This window comes from Brevundimonas sp. 01N35, from assembly GCF_056399785.1.
In genome coordinates this window covers 176716-195493 of sequence record NZ_JBFTRZ010000006.1, presented here as the reverse complement: position 1 = coordinate 195493, position 18778 = coordinate 176716, and the positions used below count along the sequence as shown (strand labels likewise).

17 protein-coding genes are annotated in these 18778 nt (G+C 69.5%); 11 read left to right on the top strand and 6 right to left on the bottom strand.

What is annotated here, in order from left to right:
- The first annotated feature begins 5 nt into the window (after positions 1–5).
- Positions 6–1022, top strand: a complete 1017-nt coding sequence (locus AC1DJ5_RS08505) for an HlyD family secretion protein (RefSeq protein ID WP_441454462.1) — start codon at positions 6–8, stop codon at positions 1020–1022.
- Between the two features lie 235 nt (positions 1023–1257).
- Here AC1DJ5_RS08505 and AC1DJ5_RS08500 read toward each other — a convergent pair whose 3' ends face one another.
- Positions 1258–2055, bottom strand: a complete 798-nt coding sequence (locus AC1DJ5_RS08500) for a crotonase/enoyl-CoA hydratase family protein (RefSeq protein WP_477020302.1) — start codon at positions 2053–2055, stop codon at positions 1258–1260.
- Between the two features lie 133 nt (positions 2056–2188).
- Positions 2189–2347, bottom strand: a complete 159-nt coding sequence (locus AC1DJ5_RS08495) for a hypothetical protein (RefSeq protein ID WP_170136955.1) — start codon at positions 2345–2347, stop codon at positions 2189–2191.
- 164 nt (positions 2348–2511) lie between these two features.
- On the opposite strand from AC1DJ5_RS08495, the gene AC1DJ5_RS08490 reads away from it, so the two are divergent.
- Complete coding sequence (locus tag AC1DJ5_RS08490) at positions 2512–2739, top strand: DUF1289 domain-containing protein (protein ID WP_477020301.1); 228 nt, start codon at positions 2512–2514, stop codon at positions 2737–2739.
- 177 nt (positions 2740–2916) lie between these two features.
- A complete protein-coding gene (locus AC1DJ5_RS08485) occupies positions 2917–3399 on the top strand; it encodes a retropepsin-like aspartic protease family protein (protein WP_477020300.1) in 483 nt (160 codons plus the stop codon).
- Positions 3400–3609: 210 nt separating this feature from the next.
- On the opposite strand, the gene AC1DJ5_RS08480 is transcribed toward AC1DJ5_RS08485, so the two are convergent.
- Positions 3610–4446, bottom strand: coding sequence for an LD-carboxypeptidase (locus AC1DJ5_RS08480; protein ID WP_477020299.1), 837 nt, complete (start codon positions 4444–4446; stop codon positions 3610–3612).
- Between the two features lie 82 nt (positions 4447–4528).
- On the opposite strand from AC1DJ5_RS08480, the gene AC1DJ5_RS08475 reads away from it, so the two are divergent.
- The 8 genes from AC1DJ5_RS08475 (at position 4529) to AC1DJ5_RS08440 (ending at position 14269) form a co-directional block, all read left to right on the top strand.
- The gene (locus AC1DJ5_RS08475) at positions 4529–5917 is read left to right on the top strand and encodes a UDP-N-acetylmuramate--L-alanine ligase (RefSeq protein ID WP_477020298.1); all 1389 of its coding nucleotides are present in this window, start codon (positions 4529–4531) and stop codon (positions 5915–5917) included.
- Positions 5918–6034: 117 nt separating this feature from the next.
- Positions 6035–7636 carry an ATP-binding protein gene (locus AC1DJ5_RS08470; RefSeq protein WP_477020297.1) on the top strand — a complete coding sequence of 534 codons (1602 nt, stop codon included), beginning with the start codon at positions 6035–6037 and terminating at the stop codon, positions 7634–7636.
- A gap of 41 nt (positions 7637–7677) precedes the next feature.
- Positions 7678–9708, top strand: a complete 2031-nt coding sequence (locus tag AC1DJ5_RS08465; RefSeq protein WP_477020296.1) for a TonB-dependent receptor — start codon at positions 7678–7680, stop codon at positions 9706–9708.
- A 77-nt stretch (positions 9709–9785) separates the two neighbouring features.
- Positions 9786–10463, top strand: a complete 678-nt coding sequence (locus AC1DJ5_RS08460) for a PepSY-associated TM helix domain-containing protein (RefSeq protein WP_477020295.1) — start codon at positions 9786–9788, stop codon at positions 10461–10463.
- Positions 10464–10485: 22 nt separating this feature from the next.
- The gene (locus tag AC1DJ5_RS08455; RefSeq protein WP_441454471.1) at positions 10486–10998 is read left to right on the top strand and encodes a DUF2271 domain-containing protein; all 513 of its coding nucleotides are present in this window, start codon (positions 10486–10488) and stop codon (positions 10996–10998) included.
- A gap of 12 nt (positions 10999–11010) precedes the next feature.
- The gene (locus tag AC1DJ5_RS08450) at positions 11011–11805 is read left to right on the top strand and encodes a DUF4198 domain-containing protein (protein WP_477020294.1); all 795 of its coding nucleotides are present in this window, start codon (positions 11011–11013) and stop codon (positions 11803–11805) included.
- Positions 11775–12893 carry an FAD:protein FMN transferase gene (locus tag AC1DJ5_RS08445; RefSeq protein WP_477020293.1) on the top strand — a complete coding sequence of 373 codons (1119 nt, stop codon included), beginning with the start codon at positions 11775–11777 and terminating at the stop codon, positions 12891–12893. Before AC1DJ5_RS08450 ends, AC1DJ5_RS08445 begins: the two co-directional genes overlap by 31 nt.
- Before the next feature lie 8 nt (positions 12894–12901).
- A complete protein-coding gene (locus tag AC1DJ5_RS08440; protein ID WP_477020320.1) occupies positions 12902–14269 on the top strand; it encodes a sulfite reductase subunit alpha in 1368 nt (455 codons plus the stop codon).
- A gap of 127 nt (positions 14270–14396) precedes the next feature.
- Here the strand turns inward: AC1DJ5_RS08440 and AC1DJ5_RS08435 are convergent, their stop codons facing one another.
- The 3 genes from AC1DJ5_RS08435 to AC1DJ5_RS08425 all read right to left on the bottom strand — a co-directional run bounded on the left by AC1DJ5_RS08435 (position 14397) and on the right by AC1DJ5_RS08425 (position 18749).
- Entirely contained in the window at positions 14397–15074 is a 678-nt protein-coding gene (locus tag AC1DJ5_RS08435; protein WP_441454474.1) for a Fe2+-dependent dioxygenase, read from the bottom strand.
- A gap of 83 nt (positions 15075–15157) precedes the next feature.
- Entirely contained in the window at positions 15158–17434 is a 2277-nt protein-coding gene (locus AC1DJ5_RS08430; protein ID WP_441454475.1) for a TonB-dependent receptor, read from the bottom strand.
- 106 nt (positions 17435–17540) lie between these two features.
- A complete protein-coding gene (locus AC1DJ5_RS08425) occupies positions 17541–18749 on the bottom strand; it encodes an NAD(P)/FAD-dependent oxidoreductase (protein ID WP_477020292.1) in 1209 nt (402 codons plus the stop codon).
- Between the last annotated feature and the right edge of the window lie 29 nt (positions 18750–18778).

Here is an 18778-nt window from a genome sequence, read left to right as displayed (position 1 = left end):
CCTCCATGCCCGCTTTCCTGAAAAACAAATGGCTCTGGATCGGCCTCGTGCTGCTGATCGCCCTCGTCGTCGGCTTCGGCATGGTCCAGAAGGCCAATGCCGCCAAGAAGGCCGAACTGGCCAAGGCCGCCGAGCAGAAGGTCGAAAGCCCCTACGCCGCCATCGCCAACGCCAAGATCGACATCGAGGGCGGCATCATTCAGATCGCGGCCCGCCGCGGCGGGGTGGTGCGTGAAGTCCTGGTGCAGGAAGGCGACCGCGTCACGGCCGGCCAGATCCTGGCCCGTCAGGAGGACGACGAACCGCGCCTGGCCCTGCAAAGCGCCTCGGCCGACGTGGCCCAGGCCGAGAGCCAACTGCGCATGATCGCTGTCGACATCACCACCGCCCAGCGCGAATACGACCGACTGCAGAAACTGGTCGCCACGAACTTCGTCGCCGCCCAGAAGCTGGATCAGGCGCGCGACGCAATCGCCACGGCCCAGGCCCGTCTCGGGTCCCAGCAGGCGGCCGTCCGGACCGCCCGCGCCCGCCGCGACCAGTCCGCCTATAACGTCGAACTGACCGTCATCCGCGCCCCGCAGAACGGCCGCATCGTACGCCGCTACGCCAACCCGGGCGCCGGCGCCTCGACCCTGAACGTGTCGAACATGTTCGATCTGGAGCCCGACGCCCCGCGCATCGCCCGTGCCGAAATCGTCGAGGCCGACATTCCGAACATCGCCACCGATCAGGCAGTCGAGATCACCCCGGAAGGCGACCCGACCAAGATTTATGTCGGCAAGGTCCTGCGCCGCGCCGCCGTCTTCGGCGCCCGCAAGCTGGCCTCGGACGACCCCTCGCAACGCTCGGACGAGCGCGTCGTCGAAGTGGTCGTCGCCGTCAACGACGCGCCCCTGCTGATCGGCCAGCGCGTGCTGGTCAAGTTCATGAAGCCGGGCGAGACGGCCGGAGCCAAGCGCGCCGCCAATGTCGCCGGCGTCCCCGCCAGCCGCTCGATGCAGACGCCGGCCAAGCGCTAAGAGTTAGCGAAAACCGACGACGGAAAGGGGCGCTGAGAGGCGCCCCTTTTTGTTGACTGCTGACAGCCTCCCTTCCCCCTCGAGGGGGGAAGGGTCGGGGGATGGGGGTGAGGGCGCGACATTGAAGGTCGAGCGCATGAGGCGGTCCGCGTCTCCCCACCTTCATTTGAAACGGCCTACCCACACCCCCACCCAACCCTCCCCCCTCGAGGGGGAGGGCTTCCCAATTGTCAGATCAGTTCCCCGTAAATTCCCCCGGCCGCTTCTCCAGCACCGCCGTGACGCCCTCGATGTGGTCCTCGGTCAGATGGGCCAGGGCCTGCAGGGCCGCCGACAACTCCAGCATCTGGTCGAAATTCATGTCGCGGCCCTGACGCAGCAGACTCTTGGCCATGCGCAGGGCCTGGGGCGGCTGGGCGGCGATCTGGTTGGCCGTGGCCATGGCCTCGTCCATCAGGGTCTCGTGCGGGACCACGCGGTTGACCAGACCCCACTCAGCCGCCGTCTCGGCGTCGATGGAGCGGGCGGTGAACAGCATCTCGGCGGCGCGGACATAGCCGATGTTGCGCGGCAGCAGCCACGATCCGCCGTCGCCGGGAATGATGCCCAGCTTCATGAAGGGCACGCCGAAGCTGGCGCGGTCCGAGGCGATGCGGATGTCGCCGAGGCCGGCGATGTCGCAGCCCAAGCCCATGGCCGGGCCGTTGACGGCGGCGATCAGGGGAACCTCCAGCCCGTAGAGCGAGCGGACGATGCGATGGACGACGCGGCGATAGCGTTCGCGGATGGCGGCGCCCGAGCCCTCGCACAGGTCGGCGCGGGCCTTCATCGCCTTGAGGTCGCCGCCCGCCGAAAAGGCCCGCCCCGCCCCGGTCATGACCACGCAGCGGATCGAGGGATCGGCGTTGACCGCCTCGCAGGCCGTAGCGAAGGCCTCGCCGTCTTCCAGGTCCGGCAGGGCGTTCAGCCGGTCGGGCCGGGTCAGGGTCCAGACCATGACCGCGCCGCGGCGCTCCTCGACGATCAGACCCATGGCGGCTTTCCTTTTCCTTGGCCCTCTGAATGCAGCGGTCGGTTTCAGCGGGGCGGCGGGCGAAGGCAAGCGGAATTGAAAAACCCCGGTCGATCTGACCGGGGCTTCTGGGTTGGATCAAATACCCTCGCGACTACGCGCGCGGCCGTTTGATCGTTATGGGCACGAAGTTCGAGGGATGACTGACCGCGCGGTTGTTCGCGGGGTTCATCTGCTTCGTGTTCACCAGCATCCCGCCCCACAGGGCGAAGGACATCATGGCGTGTTGGAGATTACGGTCCTTGTCGTTCATTTTGGCGTCTCCTTTCGTTGAACGATGAAAGAAGACGCGTCGTGCTTATCGGGAATCTCACCGTCATAGTCGTTTCGCGTCAGGGCCCTAGATAGCCCCGCTTGGTTAAAAAGTCAAGATTTTGGTCCGAAGTCGGACGTATTGTAGTTTCAACGTCATAAAACATGAGCCCTCCGAAGCCCCCCTCCCTCGCCCAGGCGCCGCGCGCCATCGCCACGCCCTGCGTCATGGTCTGCACCGTCGACGGGGCGTCCGGCCTGTGCCTGGGCTGTCTGCGCACGCTTGAGGAGATCGCGACCTGGAGCCGGATGAACGACGCGGAACGCGCCGCGATCATGAGTGAACTGGACGAGCGGCGCGGGCGGATCGACCCGGCCCTGCTGGGCGGGTAGGACCCTCCTCTGCCGTCATCCCGGAAGCGGCGAAAGCCGCTATCCGGGACCGCAAGTAGCGCCGACCGCAGCGTCTTGGGTGACGGAGAAGGCGACAGGTAACGCGGTTCGGTCGTCAACCTTTCGTTCGCCGTATCGCTTCACCCCACGCCAAGACCCTTGCGGCACAGTAGGGTCATGATCCGTATCGACCCGCGCTCTGCTGTCGTTTTCGCCGCCGCTCTGGCGTCGTCGCTGGCCTGCGTCGGCGCCCTGCGCTGGATGGACGGCGCGGGCGAGGCCCAGGCCGCCAGCGCGCCGCCCTCGGTCGTGCGCTCGGCCGACGGGCATTATTGGGCCGAGGCCATCGTGGACGGACGGCCGATGCGGATGCTGGTCGACACCGGCGCCAGCGTCGTGACCCTGAGCCGCGCCGATGCCGAACGGGCGGGCGTAAGCGTCGCCGCCAAGGATTTCACCCGCACGATCAACACCGCCGCCGGTCCGGTGCGCGCCGCGCCGGTCGTGCTGCCGTCGCTGGCGGTAGCCGGGGTGCGGCTGACCTCGGTCGAGGCCCTCGTGGTGGACGCCGACATGCCCGCATCGCTGTTGGGCATGAGCTATCTGGGCCGGCTGGCGGGATTCGACGCCCGGCCCGAAGGCCTGACCTTCAAGGGCTAGACCTCAGCGGTCCGACGGCTAGATATATATTCGTCATCCGCACTCGTTCTTAACCCGCTCATCCCGGCGGATGCCGGGATTCAGGCCTTTGGCCGCAAGCTCTGCGTTGAACGAAGCGCTATTTCCCCCCGTGGCGTCTGTAGCTCTCACTGGATCCCGGCGTCCGCCGGGATGAGCGGTGAGGGGAACGCCGCCAACACCCAACAACCCTCAGCGGTTCACGCCGAACGGCACCACCTTATTGTCGGCGTCGTGGCCGATGTCCGCCGTCCCCAGATAGGGAATCCCCGAGCGCGCGCACCAGTAGCGGACGATCTCTTCCGCCGTCAGGCCGAAGTCGGGATCATTGGGGGTGACGTCCGAGACCCGGCCCAGGCGGATGCCCGCCGCGCGGCGGATCGAGGCTTGGCCCGTCAGGTGGAACATCATCCGGTCGACGCGGTAGAGCGCCTCGGACACCTCTTCGAGCATGATGACGTGGCCGCTCAGGTCCGGCTCCAGCGCCGTGCCGACCAGTTCATTGAGGATGGTCAGATTGAAGGCGACCGCCGGGCGCGGGTCGTCCAGCAGCGAGGACTCCAGCGAGGCGCGGTCGCCGCTGACCAGCCAGTCCACCGCGCGTCGCCCGGTCGCGTCGTGGCGCGCCCCATCCGAGGCCATCGGCCCGTGCGCCAGATGGGGGAAGCCCGCCTTGTAGAGCAGGGCCAGAAGACTGCCCGCGTCGGAATAGCCGAGGTAGCGCTTCTTGCGCGCCACGGCGGTCAGCTGCGGCACGACCGCCTCGGCGATGCGGCACGAGCCGTAGCCGCCGCGCGCGAACCAGATGGCGCCAAGGCGCGGATCATTGGCGAACTCGACGAAGGCGCGGGCGCGGGTGGCGTCGTCGCCGCCGAAATGGCCGTGCTTGTTGAAGGTCTGGGGGTGGAAGATCAGTTGCACCTCGCCGCCCGGATAGGCCTGATCCATCCAGGCCTGGATCGCCTCGCCGCGGGCGAAGTCCAGACGCGAACTGGCGTTGACGACGCCGATCTTGAAGGGTGCAGGCATAGTGATGGGGCTGGCCTCCGGCGTCGCCCGTGCTAGTCAGGCCGCCGGACATTCCCCGGTTTCGCGCGTCAAAATCAAGCCGATGAACAAAGACTATTTCTTCTGCGGCGTCGGCGGGTCCGGCATGTTGCCCCTGGCCATGATCGTTCAGGCGCAAGGAAACCGCATCGCCGGGTCGGACCGGGCGCTGGATCAGGGCCGCACGCCGGACAAGTTCGACTGGCTGCGCGCCCACGGCGTGACCCTGCATCCGCAGGACGGATCGGGCGTGGTCAGCCGGGACCAGATCGTGGTCGCCACAGGGGCGGTCGAGGACACGGTGCCGGACATCGGCGCGGCCAGGCGCGTCGGCGCCACCATCGTCACTCGGCCCCAGCTGCTGTCGCAGCTGTTCAACGCCGCCCCGACCTCGATCGGCGTGGCCGGCACCAGCGGCAAGTCGACCATCACCGGCATGGTGGCCTGGATTCTGGATCAGGCGGGCCGCAAGCCGACCGTGGTCAACGGCGCGGTGATGAAGAATTTCGCCGACGCCGATCATCCCTTCGCCAGCGCCCTGGTCGGGGGAGCGGACCTGTTCACAGCCGAGGTGGACGAGTCGGACGGCTCCATCGCCCGCTATGACCCGACCGTGGCGGTCGTCTCCAACATCTCGCTGGACCACAAGTCGATGGAGGAGTTGCGCGACCTGTTCGGCGGCTTCGCCGGCCGGGCGCGGACGGCGGTGCTGAACCTCGACAATCCCGAGACGGCGGCGCTGGCGCAAGAGCTGGAGCCAGGCAAGGCGATCACCTTTGCGCTCGGCGAGGAGGAAGCTGACCTGTCGGCGCATGATCTGGCGCCCCTGCCGACCGGCATGACCTTTACTCTGCGGGTGCGCGGCGAGGCCCCGCGTCCGGTCATGCTGAACGTCCCGGGCGCCCACAATGTCGCCAACGCCCTGGCGGCGCTGGGCGCGGTGAAGGCTCTGGGCGTGTCGGTGGATGCGGCGGTCGCGGCGCTGGAAAGCTTCGCCGGCATCCGGCGGCGCCTCGAGGTGGTGGGGACGCAAAACGGCGTCACCGTCATCGACGACTTCGCCCACAACCCGGACAAGATCGCCGCCACGCTGAAGACCCTGCACGCCTTTGACGGGCGGCTGCTGATCCTGTTCCAGCCGCACGGCTTCGGCCCGCTGAAGCTGATGAAGGCTGAGTTCATCGAGGGCTTCGCCGGGCTGATGCGCGAGCACGACGTCCTGCTGATGCCCGAGCCGGTCTATTACGGCGGCACCACCGACCGCAGCGTGGGGTCCGAGGACATCGCGGCGGGCGTGCGCGCCGAGGGCCGTCAGGCCGAGGCCCTGGCGACCCGCGCCGACTGCGGCGACCGCATCGTGGACCTGGCCCAGCCCGGCGACCGGGTGGTGGTCATGGGCGCGCGCGACGACAGCCTGTCGAGCTTCGCGGCCGAGCTGCTGGCCCGGCTTTAAGCTCCGCGCCCGGAGCAATCGTCAAATTGCGCTTGCAAAACATTCACTTCCAGAAAAGCGGCCGTTAAGCGTTGCTCGTCTAACTGCGCTCTCGCAAAACGCGGGAGGGGCGACGACATGGCCAGGATCGGAGACTTCGTCGAGGCGGCGCCGCCCATGGCGCCCGAGGCCTTCGGCGCGGAAGCCTTCGACCGGTTTCAGGCCGAGCCGGCGGCCCTTGTCATCGCCGTGGTCGACGCCGACGGCCGCCCCGTCGGCCTGATCGAGCGCAACGCCTTCACCCTGAAGATGGCCGCCGAGTTCGGCCGCGCCCTCTATGCCCGGCGCCCGGTCTCGGCCCTGATGGACCCCGCGCCCCTGCTGGTCGAGGCCGACGCCGACGCCGACGTCCTGTTCCAGACCATGGACGCGGCGGGGCTGGGCGCCCTGCTGAAAGGGTTCATCGTCGTGTCGCGCGGCCGTTACGTCGGCGTCGGCGCGGGCCTGCACGTGCTGCAGGCGGGGGTGGCCATCCACAAGCGCCGCGCCGAGGCCATGGGCGAACTGGCCCAGAACCTGGTCCGCGCCGAATCCGAGGCCCGCGCCTCCAGCCGCGCCAAGTCCGAATTCCTGGCGGTGATGAGCCACGAGATCCGTACGCCGCTGAACGGGGTGCTGGGCGTCGCCGCCCTGATGGAGCGCGAGCTGACGCAAGGCTCGCTGCGCCCCTATGTCCGCACCATTCTGGATTCAGGCAACAGTCTGCTGCGGCTGCTGACCGACGCCCTGGACCTGTCGCGCGCCGAGGCGGGAATGCTGACGCTGGAGCCCGCGCCGCTGGACCTCGACGCCGTCGCCGCCGACCTGACGGCGCTATGGCGGCCCCGCGCCGAGGAGAAGGCGCTGCGCCTGACGGTGACGACGGCGACGAACGCCGCCCGCTGGGTCGTGGGCGACGAGATGCGGCTGAAGCAGTTGCTCAACAACCTGATCGGCAATGCGCTGAAATTCACCCCCGAGGGCGCGGTCGAGGTCAGCCTGTCCTCCCGGCTGGACGACGGCGCGGTACAGATCGAGGCCGTGGTGGACGACAGCGGGCCGGGCGTCAGCGAGGAGGCGGCGGCCACCATCTTTGATCCTTTCAACACCGGCGAAACCCAGCGTCAGGGGGCGGGCGCGGGGCTCGGCCTGGCCATCTGCCGTCAGATCGTCGAGCGGATGGACGGCGCCCTGTCGGTCGAGCGTTCGCCGCAGGGCGGGGCGCGGTTCCGCTTCCATCTGCGCCTGCCGCTGGCCGAGGCCGACGCCAGCCGCGCCGACGACCTCGTCGCCGCGCCGACCGCGCATGAGACCCTGCATGTGCTGGTGGTCGACGACAACGCCACCAACCGCTTCGTCGCCGGCAAGGTGCTGGAGCTGTTCGGCTGCACCCATGAGACCGCCGAGGACGGGCGGCAGGCGGTGGAGCGGGCCACGGTCGCGCCGTTCGACCTGATCCTGATGGATGTGAAGATGCCGGTGATGGACGGGGTGGCGGCGACGCGGGCCATCCGCGCCCTGCCTGGCGCCGCGTCCGCCGTGCCCATCCTGGCCCTGACCGCCAACGCCGACCCGCGCGACGAGGCCGAGTATCTGGCGGCGGGCATGGACGGCGTGGCGCAAAAGCCGATCCAGCCGGACGCCCTGCTGAACGCCATCCGGCGGGCGCTGTCGCGCCACGCCGTGGCAGAGGCGGCGTAAGAGCGCGCAACCCGTCGGGCGCTGAGGTATGGTCCCGCTTGATGCTTCAGGACCCGCCCCCCGCCCCGCCTGCCACTGTCATAGACGAAGTGATCGTCACCGCCGCGCGCCTGCCGCCGGCGGCGGGCGAGGCGGCCTTCTCAGTGATCCGTCTGGGCGAAGATACGCTGTCGACCTCTACGCGTCTGGACGAGGCGTTGGCGACGGTGCCGGCGGTGTCGCTGTTCCGGCGCACCTCAAGCCTGGCGGCCAATCCAACGACGCAGGGAATCTCCTTGCGCGCCATCGCCCCGTCGGGCGCGGGGCGGACGCTGGTGACGCTGGACGGGGTGCCGCTGAACGATCCCTTCGGCGGCTGGGTGATCTGGTCGCAGACGCCGACCGAGAGCATCGAAAGCCTGGACATCGTGCGCGGCGCCGGGGCCGGTCCCTATGGGGCGGGGGCGCTGACGGGCGTGATCCAGCTGAGGGAACGCGAGCGCGGCGGGGTGCTGGACGCCTCTATCGCCGAGCGCGGCGGGGCGCGGCTGGCGGGGTCGGGCGGGATCGACGCCGGGCGGGCGCGGCTGACCGGCTCGGCGCTCTACGAGGCCAGCGACGGCTATGTCCCCGTGCGCGGGGCGGCGGCGGGGGCGGCGGATGCGCCGCTGGATCTGGAGGCGAAAAGCGCGTCGCTGCGGGCGGACATTCCCGTCGGCGAAGCGGCCCTGTCGCTGCGTGCGGCGGCCTATGAGGAGGATCGCGGCTCGGGTCTGGCGGGAGCGCGGGCCACGGCCAGCGGCCATGTGCTGTCGGCCACCGCGACGCAGCGCCCCACCGAGGGCGACTATGGCTGGCGGCTGCAGACCTGGCGGCGCGAGAGCGATCTGGCCAACACTTCGGTCGCCGTGACCGCCGACCGGGCGACGACCACGCCGGCCAACGACCAGTATGAGACCCCCGCGACCGGCTGGGGCCTGAACGCCGCCCTGCGTCGGGCCGAGCGCCGGGTCGGCGGCGGGCGTCTGGAGTGGGAGGTCGGCGCCGACGCCCGCTTCAACGCGGGCGAGACGCATGAGCTGTTCCGCTACATGGCGGGAGCCTTCACCCGCGACCGCGTCGCCGGGGGCGAGACCTCGGTGGCCGGGCTTTACGGCGAAGGCTCGCTGGAGGCCGGACCCTGGTTGCTGGCCGGGGGGCTGCGGCTGGACGGCTGGAAGAACCAGAACGGACGGCGGCTGGAGCGCGACCTGGCCACCGGGGCGCCGACGCTGGACGAGACCGATCCCGAGCGCTCGGGCGAGATGGTCAGCGCGCGGCTGGCGGCGCGGCGCATGATAGGCGGCGGCTGGGCGGCGCGGGCGGCAGCCTATTCCGGCTTTCGGCCCGCCACGCTGAACGAACTGCATCGCCCCTTCCGCGTCGGCAACGACCTGACCGAGGCCAACGCCGGACTGGTCCCCGAAACCTTGCAGGGCGTCGAGGCCGGGCTGGCCTTCGAGGGGCCGATCTCGGCGCTGACGGCGACCCTGTTCTGGAACCGGATCGAGGACGCCGTCGTCAACGTCACCATAGGCCAAGGGCCGGGAACCTTCCCCCGCGCGGGCTTCGTGCCCGCAGGCGGGGTGCTGCGCCAACGCCAGAACGCCGGGACCATCGAGGCGACCGGGGTGGAGATCAGCGTGCGCCAGACGGTGCGCGCCAGACTGGACTTAAGCGGGGCCGTGTCGATCACCGACGCGCGGCTGGACGGCGGATCAGCCGCGCCGCAACTGACCGGCCTGCGCCCGGCCCAGGCCCCGATCTGGAGCGCCACGGCCGGGGTCGACTGGCGCGCCGGCGACCGCCTGACCTTGGCAGCGCGCGCCCGTTACGAGAGCCAGCGGTTCGAGGACGATCTGAACAGCCGGGTGCTGGGGGCCGCCGTGACGCTGGACGCGCGCGCCGACTGGCGGGTCAATGAGACGACCTCGCTGTGGCTGGCCGCCGACAATCTGTTCGACGCCGAGGTCGAGGTCGCGGAGACCGGAACCGGGGTCGCGGGCTTTGGTCCGCCGCGCATGGTCAGCACCGGCGTGCGGCTGGCTTACTGAACCGCGATCCGGCCCGCGACATTCCGGCGTCTAAACGGTATTGCAAATCGTTCGCAAAGTATGGCACAGCCATAGGTGTGACCGAAACCGCTGCACCCTCACCCCGGACCGCCGCCAAGCGCCCCGCCAAGGCGAAGGCGGCGTTGAACGCCAAACGGTCGTTCTGGCTGAAGCAATTGCACAGCTGGCACTGGATCTCGGCGGCGCTCAGCCTGGTCGGCATGATCCTGTTCGCGGCGACGGGCATCACCCTGAATCACGCGGCGCAGATCCCGGCCGAGCCGGTGATCAAGGAAGCCACGGCTGTTCTGCCCTCGCCCCTGCTGGCGCGTCTGGCCGACTTCCCCGCCGAGACCACCGACCCGGTCCCCGCGCCCGTGGCCCGCTGGGCCGCCGAGGCCTTCCAGGTCCAGCTCGAGGGCAAGCCGACCGAGACCACGGCGGACGAGATCTATGTCGCCCTGGCGGCGCCCGGCGGCGACGGATGGCTGACCATCGACCGTTCAACCGGCGAGGCCGTGCACGAGAGGACCACGCGCGGCTGGGTCGCCTACCTCAACGACCTGCACAAGGGGCGCAACACCGGAGTGGTCTGGTACTGGTTCATCGACGTCTTCGCCGCAGCCTGCGTGGTGTTTTCGCTGACCGGCCTGGCCCTGCTGTGGCTGCACTCCCGCGGCCGTCCCTCGACCTGGCCCATCGTGGCCCTGGGTCTGCTCATTCCCGTCGTCATCGCCCTCTTGTTCATTCACTAAGCCCTCATTGGCGAGCCTCCCCATGCGCAAGCTTCCCCTCGTCCTGACCGCTGCGGGCCTGACCGCCGCAGCCGCCCCCGCCTTCGCCGCCGACCTGACGGTGAACGTCGAACTGCCGCGCATCGCCAGCGCCTCCTATCACCGGCCTTATGTGGCGGTGTGGATCGAGAAGCCGGACCAGTCGACCGCGCAGACCCTGGCCGTCTGGTACCAGCAGACCCGCAACAACGAGGGCGACGGCACGGACTGGCTGAAGGACCTGCGCACCTGGTGGCGCAAGGGCGGCCGCGCCATGACCCTGCCCGCCGACGGCGTGTCCGGCCCGACCAAGGCCCCCGGCCGCCATGCGGTGACGGTCCCCGCCGCCCGCCTGCGCAACCTGCCCGCCGGCCAGTACAACCTCGTCGTCGAGGCGGCCCGTGAACTGGGCGGCCGCGAGGTCGTCCGCGTGCCCTTCCGCTGGGGCGGGGCCAACACCGGCGCCGGAACCGGCGCCACCGAACTGGGCGCCGTCAGCGTCGCCGTGACCCGCTAAGGACCAGAGATCATGAAAAAGACCCTCGCCCTCCTGTCCCTGGCCGCCGTTCTGGCCGCGCCGCTGTCGGCCCAGGCGCACCGCGCCTGGCTGGCCCCGACCTCGACCGTGCTGTCGGGCGCCGAGGCCTGGGTCGGCTTCGACGCCGGCATGTCGAACGGGGTCTTCATCCCCGACCACGCCGCCATGCGTCTGGCCGGCCTGACCATCACCGCCCCGGACGGCTCCACCGCCAAGGCCGAGAACGTGATGCAGGCCAAGTACCGCTCCAGCTTCGACCTGCATCTGGCCCAGCCTGGCACCTATCGCGTCGCCAACGTCGGTTCGGGCTTCATGGTCAACTACGTGCAGGGCGGCGAGCAGAAGCGCTGGCGCGGCGCCGAGGCCGACTTCGCGACGGCCATTCCGGCTGACGCCACCGAGGTCGAGGCCACCCGCACCGACAGCCGCACCGAGACCTTCGTCACCCTGGGCGAGCCGACCGACCTGAAGACGGTCGGCAAGGGTCTGGAACTGGCCCCCGTCACCCACCCGAACGATCTGGCCGCTGGCGAGGCCGCGACCTTCAAGCTGCTGAAGGACGGCCAACCCGCCGCGAACGTCGACGTCACCATCGCGCGCGGCGGCGTCCGTTACCGCGACAACCCCGAGGAAATCACGGTCAAGACCGGCGCTGTCGGCGCCTTCAGCGTGACCTGGCCGGAAGCCGGTCTCTACTGGCTGGGCGCCTCGGTGCGCACGGCGGGCGTGAACGGCCAGCCCGGCTCGAACGCCTCGTGGAACGGCGCGCTGGAAGTCCTGCCCTGACCTCGAAACGCTCCAGCTCGACCCCGCCGCCGCTCCAGATCGGAGCGGCGGTTGACGGCCGTCAGGACAACCGCGTCCTGATCCCGCCGACCACGCGCGCGCCGGAACGACCGCCCAGCGACCTGATCTGGTCGCTGTCGGGGGAAAGCATGGGCACCACCTGGTCGGTGCGTCTGGTGCCGCCCTTGGGTACGACGCAGGACGTGTTTCAGGCGGCGGTCGAGGAGGAGCTAGCGCGCATCGTCGCCCTGTTCAGCCCGTGGACGCCCGACAGCGAGATCAGCCGCTTCAACAACGCCCCCGCCGGGACGTGGAAGCTGTCGGACGACTTCTGGGCCCTTCTGAACGCTTCGCTGGATATCGCCGACGACGTCAACGGCGCAGTCGATCCGACGTTGGGCGCCCTGGTCGACCTGTGGGGCTTTGGCCCGCCGGGACCGCGCGATCCGCTCCATCCCCTGCCGTCTGCTGAAGAGGTCGAGGCGGCGCTGGCCGTGTCCGGCTGGCAGAAGCTGCGGCTGAACCGCGACGGGCGCGCGGCGGTGCAGGCTGGCGGCCCCAATGGCGGGATGAGGCTGGACTTCTCGGGCATCGCCAAGGGTCACGCCGTGGACCGGGTGTCCGCCCGCCTGACCGAGATGGGCGCGACTTCGCATCTGGTCGAGATCGGCGGCGAACTGCTGGGACGCGGCGTCAAGCCCGACGCCCAGCCCTGGTGGGTCGAGATCGAGACCGTGCCGGGTTCGCCCGCGCCGCATACGGTGGCGGCCCTGTTCGACATGGCGGTGGCCACCTCGGGCGACTGGCGCCGCGCCTTTGTGCATGAAGAGCGCCTCTATCCGCACACCATCGACGGCTCGACCGGGCGGCCGGTGGACAATGGGTTGGCGCAGGTCACGGTGTTCGACGCCTCGGCCATGCGCGCCGACGCCCTCGCCACCGCCCTGATGGTGCTGGGACCGTTCGACGGGCCGGAGTTCGCCGAGGCCATGCAGATCGCGGCCCACTTCGTCGAGCGCACGCCGCGCGGTCTGGTCGAACGGATGAGCCCCGCCTTCGCCGCCATGATGGACGAAGAAGAAGCCTGAACGTGACGATGGATGCGACCCGCTGGCTGTGGACGGGCCTCGCCGTCGCCCTGTGGCTGGGCCTGATCGGCCTGACGGTGTGGCGGGTGCGGGCCGCCGCGCGCAAGGCCGCCGAACAGGCGCGGGCGCTGGCCCAGGCGGCGGGCGACGACGCCGTGCTGATCGCCTTCGCCAGCCAGACGGGCTTTGGCGAGGAACTGGCCTGGATGACCGCACGGGCGCTGGGCGACGGCGGTGTGGGCGCACGGATCACGGCCTTTGCCGATCTGGACCTGGAGACGCTGAAGGGCGCGCGACGCCTGCTGATCGTGGCCTCGACCACCGGCGAGGGCGACGCGCCCGACAGCGCCGCCCGTTTCGTGCGGCAGGTGATGAGGGACGAGGCCGACCTGTCGCACCTGTCCTATGGATTGCTGGCGCTGGGCGACCGGTCCTACGACGCCTATTGCAGCTTTGGCCACGCGGTCGGCGACTGGCTGGACCGCTGCGGGGCCCAGACCCTGTTCGACCGGGTCGAGGTGGACGACGGCGACGCGGGCGCCATCCGCCACTGGCAGCATCAGTTGAACCAGTTGACCGGCTCGACCGCCGCCTCCGACTGGACCCCGCCCGCCTTTGGCCGCTGGCGTCTGGTCGAGCGGACCTTGCTGAATGCGGGCAGCCCCGGCGGCGCGGCGTATCATCTGGCCTTCGAACCGATCGACCACGCGCCCGACTGGGCGGCGGGCGACATCGCCGAGATCGGCCTGCCCGCGCGCGACGGCGAACAGCCGGCCAGCCGCGAATACTCGGTCGCCTCACTGCCCTCGGACGGACGGGTCGAGGTCTGCATCCGCCTGATGACGCGGCCGGACGGGACTCCGGGTCTGGCCTCGGGTTGGCTGACCAGGGACGCCCGGATCGGCGACGAGGTGGCCATGCGCGTGCGCGCCAACCGCAGCTTCCACGCCCCGCGGCCGGAAGCCCCTATCATCCTGATCGGCAACGGCACCGGGATCGCGGGCCTGCGCGGGCATCTGAAGGCGCGGGCTCTGCATGAGAAGACCGGCGGCGCCTGGCTGCTGTTCGGCGAGCGGACGCGGGCGCACGACGCCCTCTATGACGCGGACCTGCAGGCCTGGCTGGCCTCGGGCGCCCTGACCCGACTGGACCGCGCCTTCTCGCGCGACGGAGACCAGAACCGATATGTACAGTCGCTGGTGGCCGAACAGGCGCGCGGGGTGGCCGACTGGGTGGATCGCGGGGCCTATGTCTATGTCTGCGGCAGCCTGGAAGGGATGTCGAAGGGCGTTCACGCTGCGCTGGAGGCGGCGCTGGGCGAGGAACGGCTGACGCGGCTGACCGACAGCGGGCGCTATCGGCGCGACGTCTATTAATCAAGATACCCGCTCACCCCGGCGGACGCCGGGGCCCAGTGAGCGCTTCAACCGCTACAATATCTTCTAGGGCATGGGCGCGGCCAAAGTACTGGATCCCGGCGTCCGCCGGGATGAGCGGGAGGATTTACACCTCCGACCATCTCCGCAGCAGGTTGTGATACAGCCCGGTCAGTTCGATGACCGCCTGATCCTTCGGTCCCTTGTCGAGGTTGACCCGCTGGGTGGCCACGTCGAGACGGAACAGACTTTCGCGGTCGGCGTCGTCGCGGATCAGGCTCTGCAGCCAGAAGAAGCTGGCGACCCTCACGCCCCGCGTCACCGGCGTCACCCGATGCAGGCTCTTGGACGGATAGAGGACCAGATCGCCGGCGGGCAGCTTGACCGACTGGCTGCCGTACATCTCCTCGATGATCAGTTCGCCGCCGTCATAGTCCTCGGGCTCGGATAGGAAGAGGGTGGCCGACAGGTCGCTGCGGATGCGGATGTTGCCCCGCTGGCGGATGGCGTTGTCGACGTGGACGCCGAACTCGCTGCCGCCCTCGTAGCGGTTGAACAGGGGCGGAAAAATCGTGTGCGGCAGGGCGGCCGAGACGAACATGGGGTTGGCGTTCAGGGCCTGGACGATCAGGGCCGAGACCTCCTTCGCCGCCTCGCTGTCCTCGGGCAGTTGCAGGTTCTTCTTGGCCGTCGCCGACTGGTGGCCCGAAGTCATGTTGCCGTCGGCCCAGGGGCCGGCGTCCAGGGTCTGACGCAGGGCCGTCACCTCGGCCTTGGTGAAGACGTCGGGGATGTGCAGCAGCATGGTTCTCTCACCGTAACTCATCAGCCCCGCCGCTCACGACGGGGCCGACATGATGGCGCGAAACGCGGTCGCCCAGTAGGGGCTTAGTAGCGCAGGTTCAGCGTCAGGATGGCCGAACGCCCGGGCGCCACGTCGGCGTGGTGCACGCCGTTGGTGCGGATGACGTATTCCTCGTCGCCCGCGTTCTGGACGTTCAGCTGCAGCGAGGCGCGGTCGTTGATCTCATACGAGGCGAACAGGTCCACGCGGGTGTATTCTGGGGCGTAGATGCGGTTGGCGCCGCCGCCGGCGCCGCCCTGATTGCCGCCGAACGACTTGGAAACATAATAGACGCCGCCGCCGAGGCTCAGTTTGGGCAGGACGCGGTAGGTGGTGAACAGGCTGGCGCTGTGCTCCGGCGTATTGGCCAGGGCCTCGCCGACGTTGACGCTGTTGTAGGCGCCGCTGACCAGCTCCGAATCCATCCAGGTGTAGCCGCCGAAGACCTGCCACTTGTCGGTGACATTGCCCGAAGCGCCCAGTTCGAGGCCTTGAACTTCGGCTTCGCCGGCCTGCTCATAGACGCCCGGCGCCACCTGAATCTGCGCGTCCTTGCGGGTCAGGCGGAACAGGGCGCCGCTGAGGGCCAGACGGTCGTTGAACAGGTTGGCCTTGGCCCCGAGCTCGACGCTCTGGGTCTCTTCGGGATCCAGCACGCTGGTCAGCAGATTGCCCGTGCCGACGCCCACGCCGGTGTTCTGGTCGCCGGCCGAGATGGTCGGCGGCGTCGAGGAGGTGGCGTAGGAGGCGTAGAGGCTGGTGTTCGGCGTCGGCTTGTAGACCAGGCCGACCTGATAGTTGACGAAGTTCCAGTCGCCCTTGAACGGCGCATAGACCGGGGCCGCGACCGTGCCCGTGGCGTTGATCGCGTCGACCGAATAGTCGTCCCAGCGCAGGCCCAGGTTGACGATGAACTTCTCGCCGAAGCTGAGCGAGTCGAAGGCGTAGACGCCCAGCGAATCCGTCTGGCTGTCGCTGACCACGCCGCGCGTGATCGTGCCGGTCCAGGGGTCGTTCGGGTTGGGGTTGTAGATCGGGGTGCAGTCGACGCCGGTCAGCGGCGCCGGACAGGCCGACCCGGTCAGGGTCGTGACCGTATAGGAGGCGTTCTTGTTGGTTTCGCGCGACAGTTCGACGCCCGCGTCGAAATTGTGCTTGATGCCGCCGGTCATGAACGAGCCGTGCAGGTCGGTGACGTTGGCCAGGGTTTCGGCCGGGTTCCAGCGCGACTTGGTGCCGCGCTTCATCCACCAGACGCCGTTGACGAGCGCCGCGCCGGGGACCGGCGTCGTGGCGCTGCCGCCGTCGCCGGGGTTGGTGACGACATAGTCGTTCAGCGTCTGCGACCAGCGGGAGACGTTGCGGATCGCCAACGCATCGCTGAAGCGGTGATCGGCGGCCAGGGTCAGGCTGTCGACCGTATTGGTCAGATAGTCGCGCGCCTTCAGCCCGTAGAAGCTGTCGTAGGGCACATCCATGACGCCGCTGTCGGTCGTGCGGACGTTGGTCTTGGTGAAGAGCGGGATGCCGTAGTCAGGCATCTGGTCGCTGTCGAGGTGGTAGTAGCTGGCGGTCAGGGTGGTCGGCGTGCCCAGACCCGCAGCTATGGCGGCGGCGACGCCCCACTTGTCGAAGTCGACCGCGTCGCGGCCGGCGACGTCGCCCTGCGAGGCCATCAGGTTCAGACGCATGGCGGCGGTCGGGCTGACCTGCCAGTTGGCGTCCACCGTGCCGCGCGCATAATTGTCAGTACCGGCGCCGGCCGAGCCATGGATGAAATGGGTCAGGCGCGGGGCCTTGGACGACAAGTTGATGCTGCCGCCGCCCGAGCCGCGGCCCGAATAGACCGAATCCGGTCCCTTGATGACCTCGACCTGCTCCAGGTTGAAGACCTCGCGCTGCTGGCCGCCGGTGTCGCGGATGCCGTCGACGAAGATGTTGTTGCCCGAGGCCTGGCCGCGAATGAAGGGACGGTCGGCCAGGGGCTGGCCGCCTTCGCCCGCGCCGAAGGTGATGCCCGGCGAGGTGCGCAGAATGTCCTGCAGCGAGGTGGCGGCGGTCTGTTCGATGATCTGCTGCGGGATCACCGTGACCGAGCGCGGGGTATCGACCAGGGGGGCGACGAACGACGGATCCTTGGGCTCGCGCTTCACCCGCCGGCCCTGCACGTCGATGGTCCCCAGATTTGTGGCGTCCTGCGTCACGTCCGCCGTGGCGATCGGGGCTTCGTCACCCGCCAGAACCGGCGAGGCGCACAGCATGCCGGCGGCGCTGGAAGCGAACAGAAGCGCCTTGAGGGCGGAAGAGGGGCCGTCGGACATGGGGGAGAAACCGGTCAGTGATATTGCGATCACGTCGCAATATCACCTTACTCTCGTCCCGCAAGTGACTCTGCGAATAAATCGCAATTAATCCCCCGTGGCGTTTCTAGACCCGCGCGACCGCCTTCATCGACACGGCAGGGTCGGCCAGCAGGGCCGCATCCACCGGCGTCGCCTTGCCGATCAGCTGGCGCCCTCCCATGAACTCGGCCGGGGCGTTGACCGCCTCGACGCAGACGATCCTGTCGCCGTTCAGGTGGAAGACGGCGAAGACGCCGCCGGCCGGGTCGCCGCGCACCACCTGACGGTCGGCGTCGAAGGGCAGGCCGGCGATCTGCAGCTTGACGTCGTACTGATCCGACCAGAACCACGGCACTTCCGGCGCGGGAGCCGCGCGGCCGACGATAGCGGCCGCCGCCTGCTTGGCCTGCTCCAGGGCGTTGGGCACGCTCTCCAGCCGGTGCATCCGCCCGCCGTGAACCGGAATGGGCCGGTAGGTCACGTCGCCGATGGCGTAGATGGCGGGGTCGGCGGTGCGGGCGTTTTCGTCCACGACCACGCCGTTCTCGCAGGCCAGACCGGCCGTCCGCGCCAGGGCTTCGCGCGCCAGGGCGCCGACGCCGACGAGGATGGCGTCGGCCGCGATCAGCGATCCGTCCGCCAGCCGCACGCCGCCGTCCTCGAAACCCGAGACCTCGGCGCCGGTCAGGATTTCGACGCCGTGCCGGCGATGGAGGTCGGTGAAGAAGGCCGACAGGGTCTGCGACGCCACGCGCGCCAGCACCCGGTCCATGCGCTCGATCACCACCGCCTCGGCGCCGAGGGCGCGGGCAGAGGCCGCCGCCTCCAGCCCGACATAGCCGCCGCCGACCACGGCCAGACGCTTGCCGGGGGCCAGCGCCGCCTTCAGGCGTTCGGCGTCCTCCAGCGTGCGAAGCTCCAGCAGATCGGACCGGTCGGCGCCGGGGACGGCCAGCTTGCGCGCCGTCGAGCCGGTGGCCAGGATCAGGGCGTCATAGGACTCGACCACGCCGTCGGCGAAGGTCACGGACTTGCTCGCCGCATCAATGGCGGTCGCCGTGACGCCGGTGCGCAGGTCGATCTTGTGCTCGGCGTAGAAGCTCTCGGGGCGCAGCAGCAGGTCCTCCAGACCCGCCTCGCCCTTCAGCCAAGCCTTGGACAGGGGCGGCCGCTGATAGGGCGCCGCCGCCTCCTCGCCCGCCAGGACGATCTCGCCCTCGAAGCCATACTGTCTCAGCAGCGCCGCCGCCGAGCCCCCCGCGTGTCCCGCGCCGATGATCAGAACCTTGGTCATGGCAGCGGAGATAGGACGGATCGAGCGGA

Coding starts and splice junctions, on each gene's coding strand:
- AC1DJ5_RS08505 (WP_441454462.1), top strand. CDS start 6: ATGCCCGCTTTCCTGAAAAACAAATGGCTCTGGATCGGCCTCGTGCTG.
- AC1DJ5_RS08500 (WP_477020302.1), bottom strand. CDS start 2,055: ATGGGTCTGATCGTCGAGGAGCGCCGCGGCGCGGTCATGGTCTGGACC.
- AC1DJ5_RS08495 (WP_170136955.1), bottom strand. CDS start 2,347: ATGAACGACAAGGACCGTAATCTCCAACACGCCATGATGTCCTTCGCC.
- AC1DJ5_RS08490 (WP_477020301.1), top strand. CDS start 2,512: ATGAGCCCTCCGAAGCCCCCCTCCCTCGCCCAGGCGCCGCGCGCCATC.
- AC1DJ5_RS08485 (WP_477020300.1), top strand. CDS start 2,917: ATGATCCGTATCGACCCGCGCTCTGCTGTCGTTTTCGCCGCCGCTCTG.
- AC1DJ5_RS08480 (WP_477020299.1), bottom strand. CDS start 4,446: ATGCCTGCACCCTTCAAGATCGGCGTCGTCAACGCCAGTTCGCGTCTG.
- AC1DJ5_RS08475 (WP_477020298.1), top strand. CDS start 4,529: ATGAACAAAGACTATTTCTTCTGCGGCGTCGGCGGGTCCGGCATGTTG.
- AC1DJ5_RS08470 (WP_477020297.1), top strand. CDS start 6,035: ATGGCCAGGATCGGAGACTTCGTCGAGGCGGCGCCGCCCATGGCGCCC.
- AC1DJ5_RS08465 (WP_477020296.1), top strand. CDS start 7,678: ATGCTTCAGGACCCGCCCCCCGCCCCGCCTGCCACTGTCATAGACGAA.
- AC1DJ5_RS08455 (WP_441454471.1), top strand. CDS start 10,486: ATGCGCAAGCTTCCCCTCGTCCTGACCGCTGCGGGCCTGACCGCCGCA.
- AC1DJ5_RS08450 (WP_477020294.1), top strand. CDS start 11,011: ATGAAAAAGACCCTCGCCCTCCTGTCCCTGGCCGCCGTTCTGGCCGCG.
- AC1DJ5_RS08440 (WP_477020320.1), top strand. CDS start 12,902: ATGGATGCGACCCGCTGGCTGTGGACGGGCCTCGCCGTCGCCCTGTGG.
- AC1DJ5_RS08435 (WP_441454474.1), bottom strand. CDS start 15,074: ATGCTGCTGCACATCCCCGACGTCTTCACCAAGGCCGAGGTGACGGCC.
- AC1DJ5_RS08430 (WP_441454475.1), bottom strand. CDS start 17,434: ATGTCCGACGGCCCCTCTTCCGCCCTCAAGGCGCTTCTGTTCGCTTCC.
- AC1DJ5_RS08425 (WP_477020292.1), bottom strand. CDS start 18,749: ATGACCAAGGTTCTGATCATCGGCGCGGGACACGCGGGGGGCTCGGCG.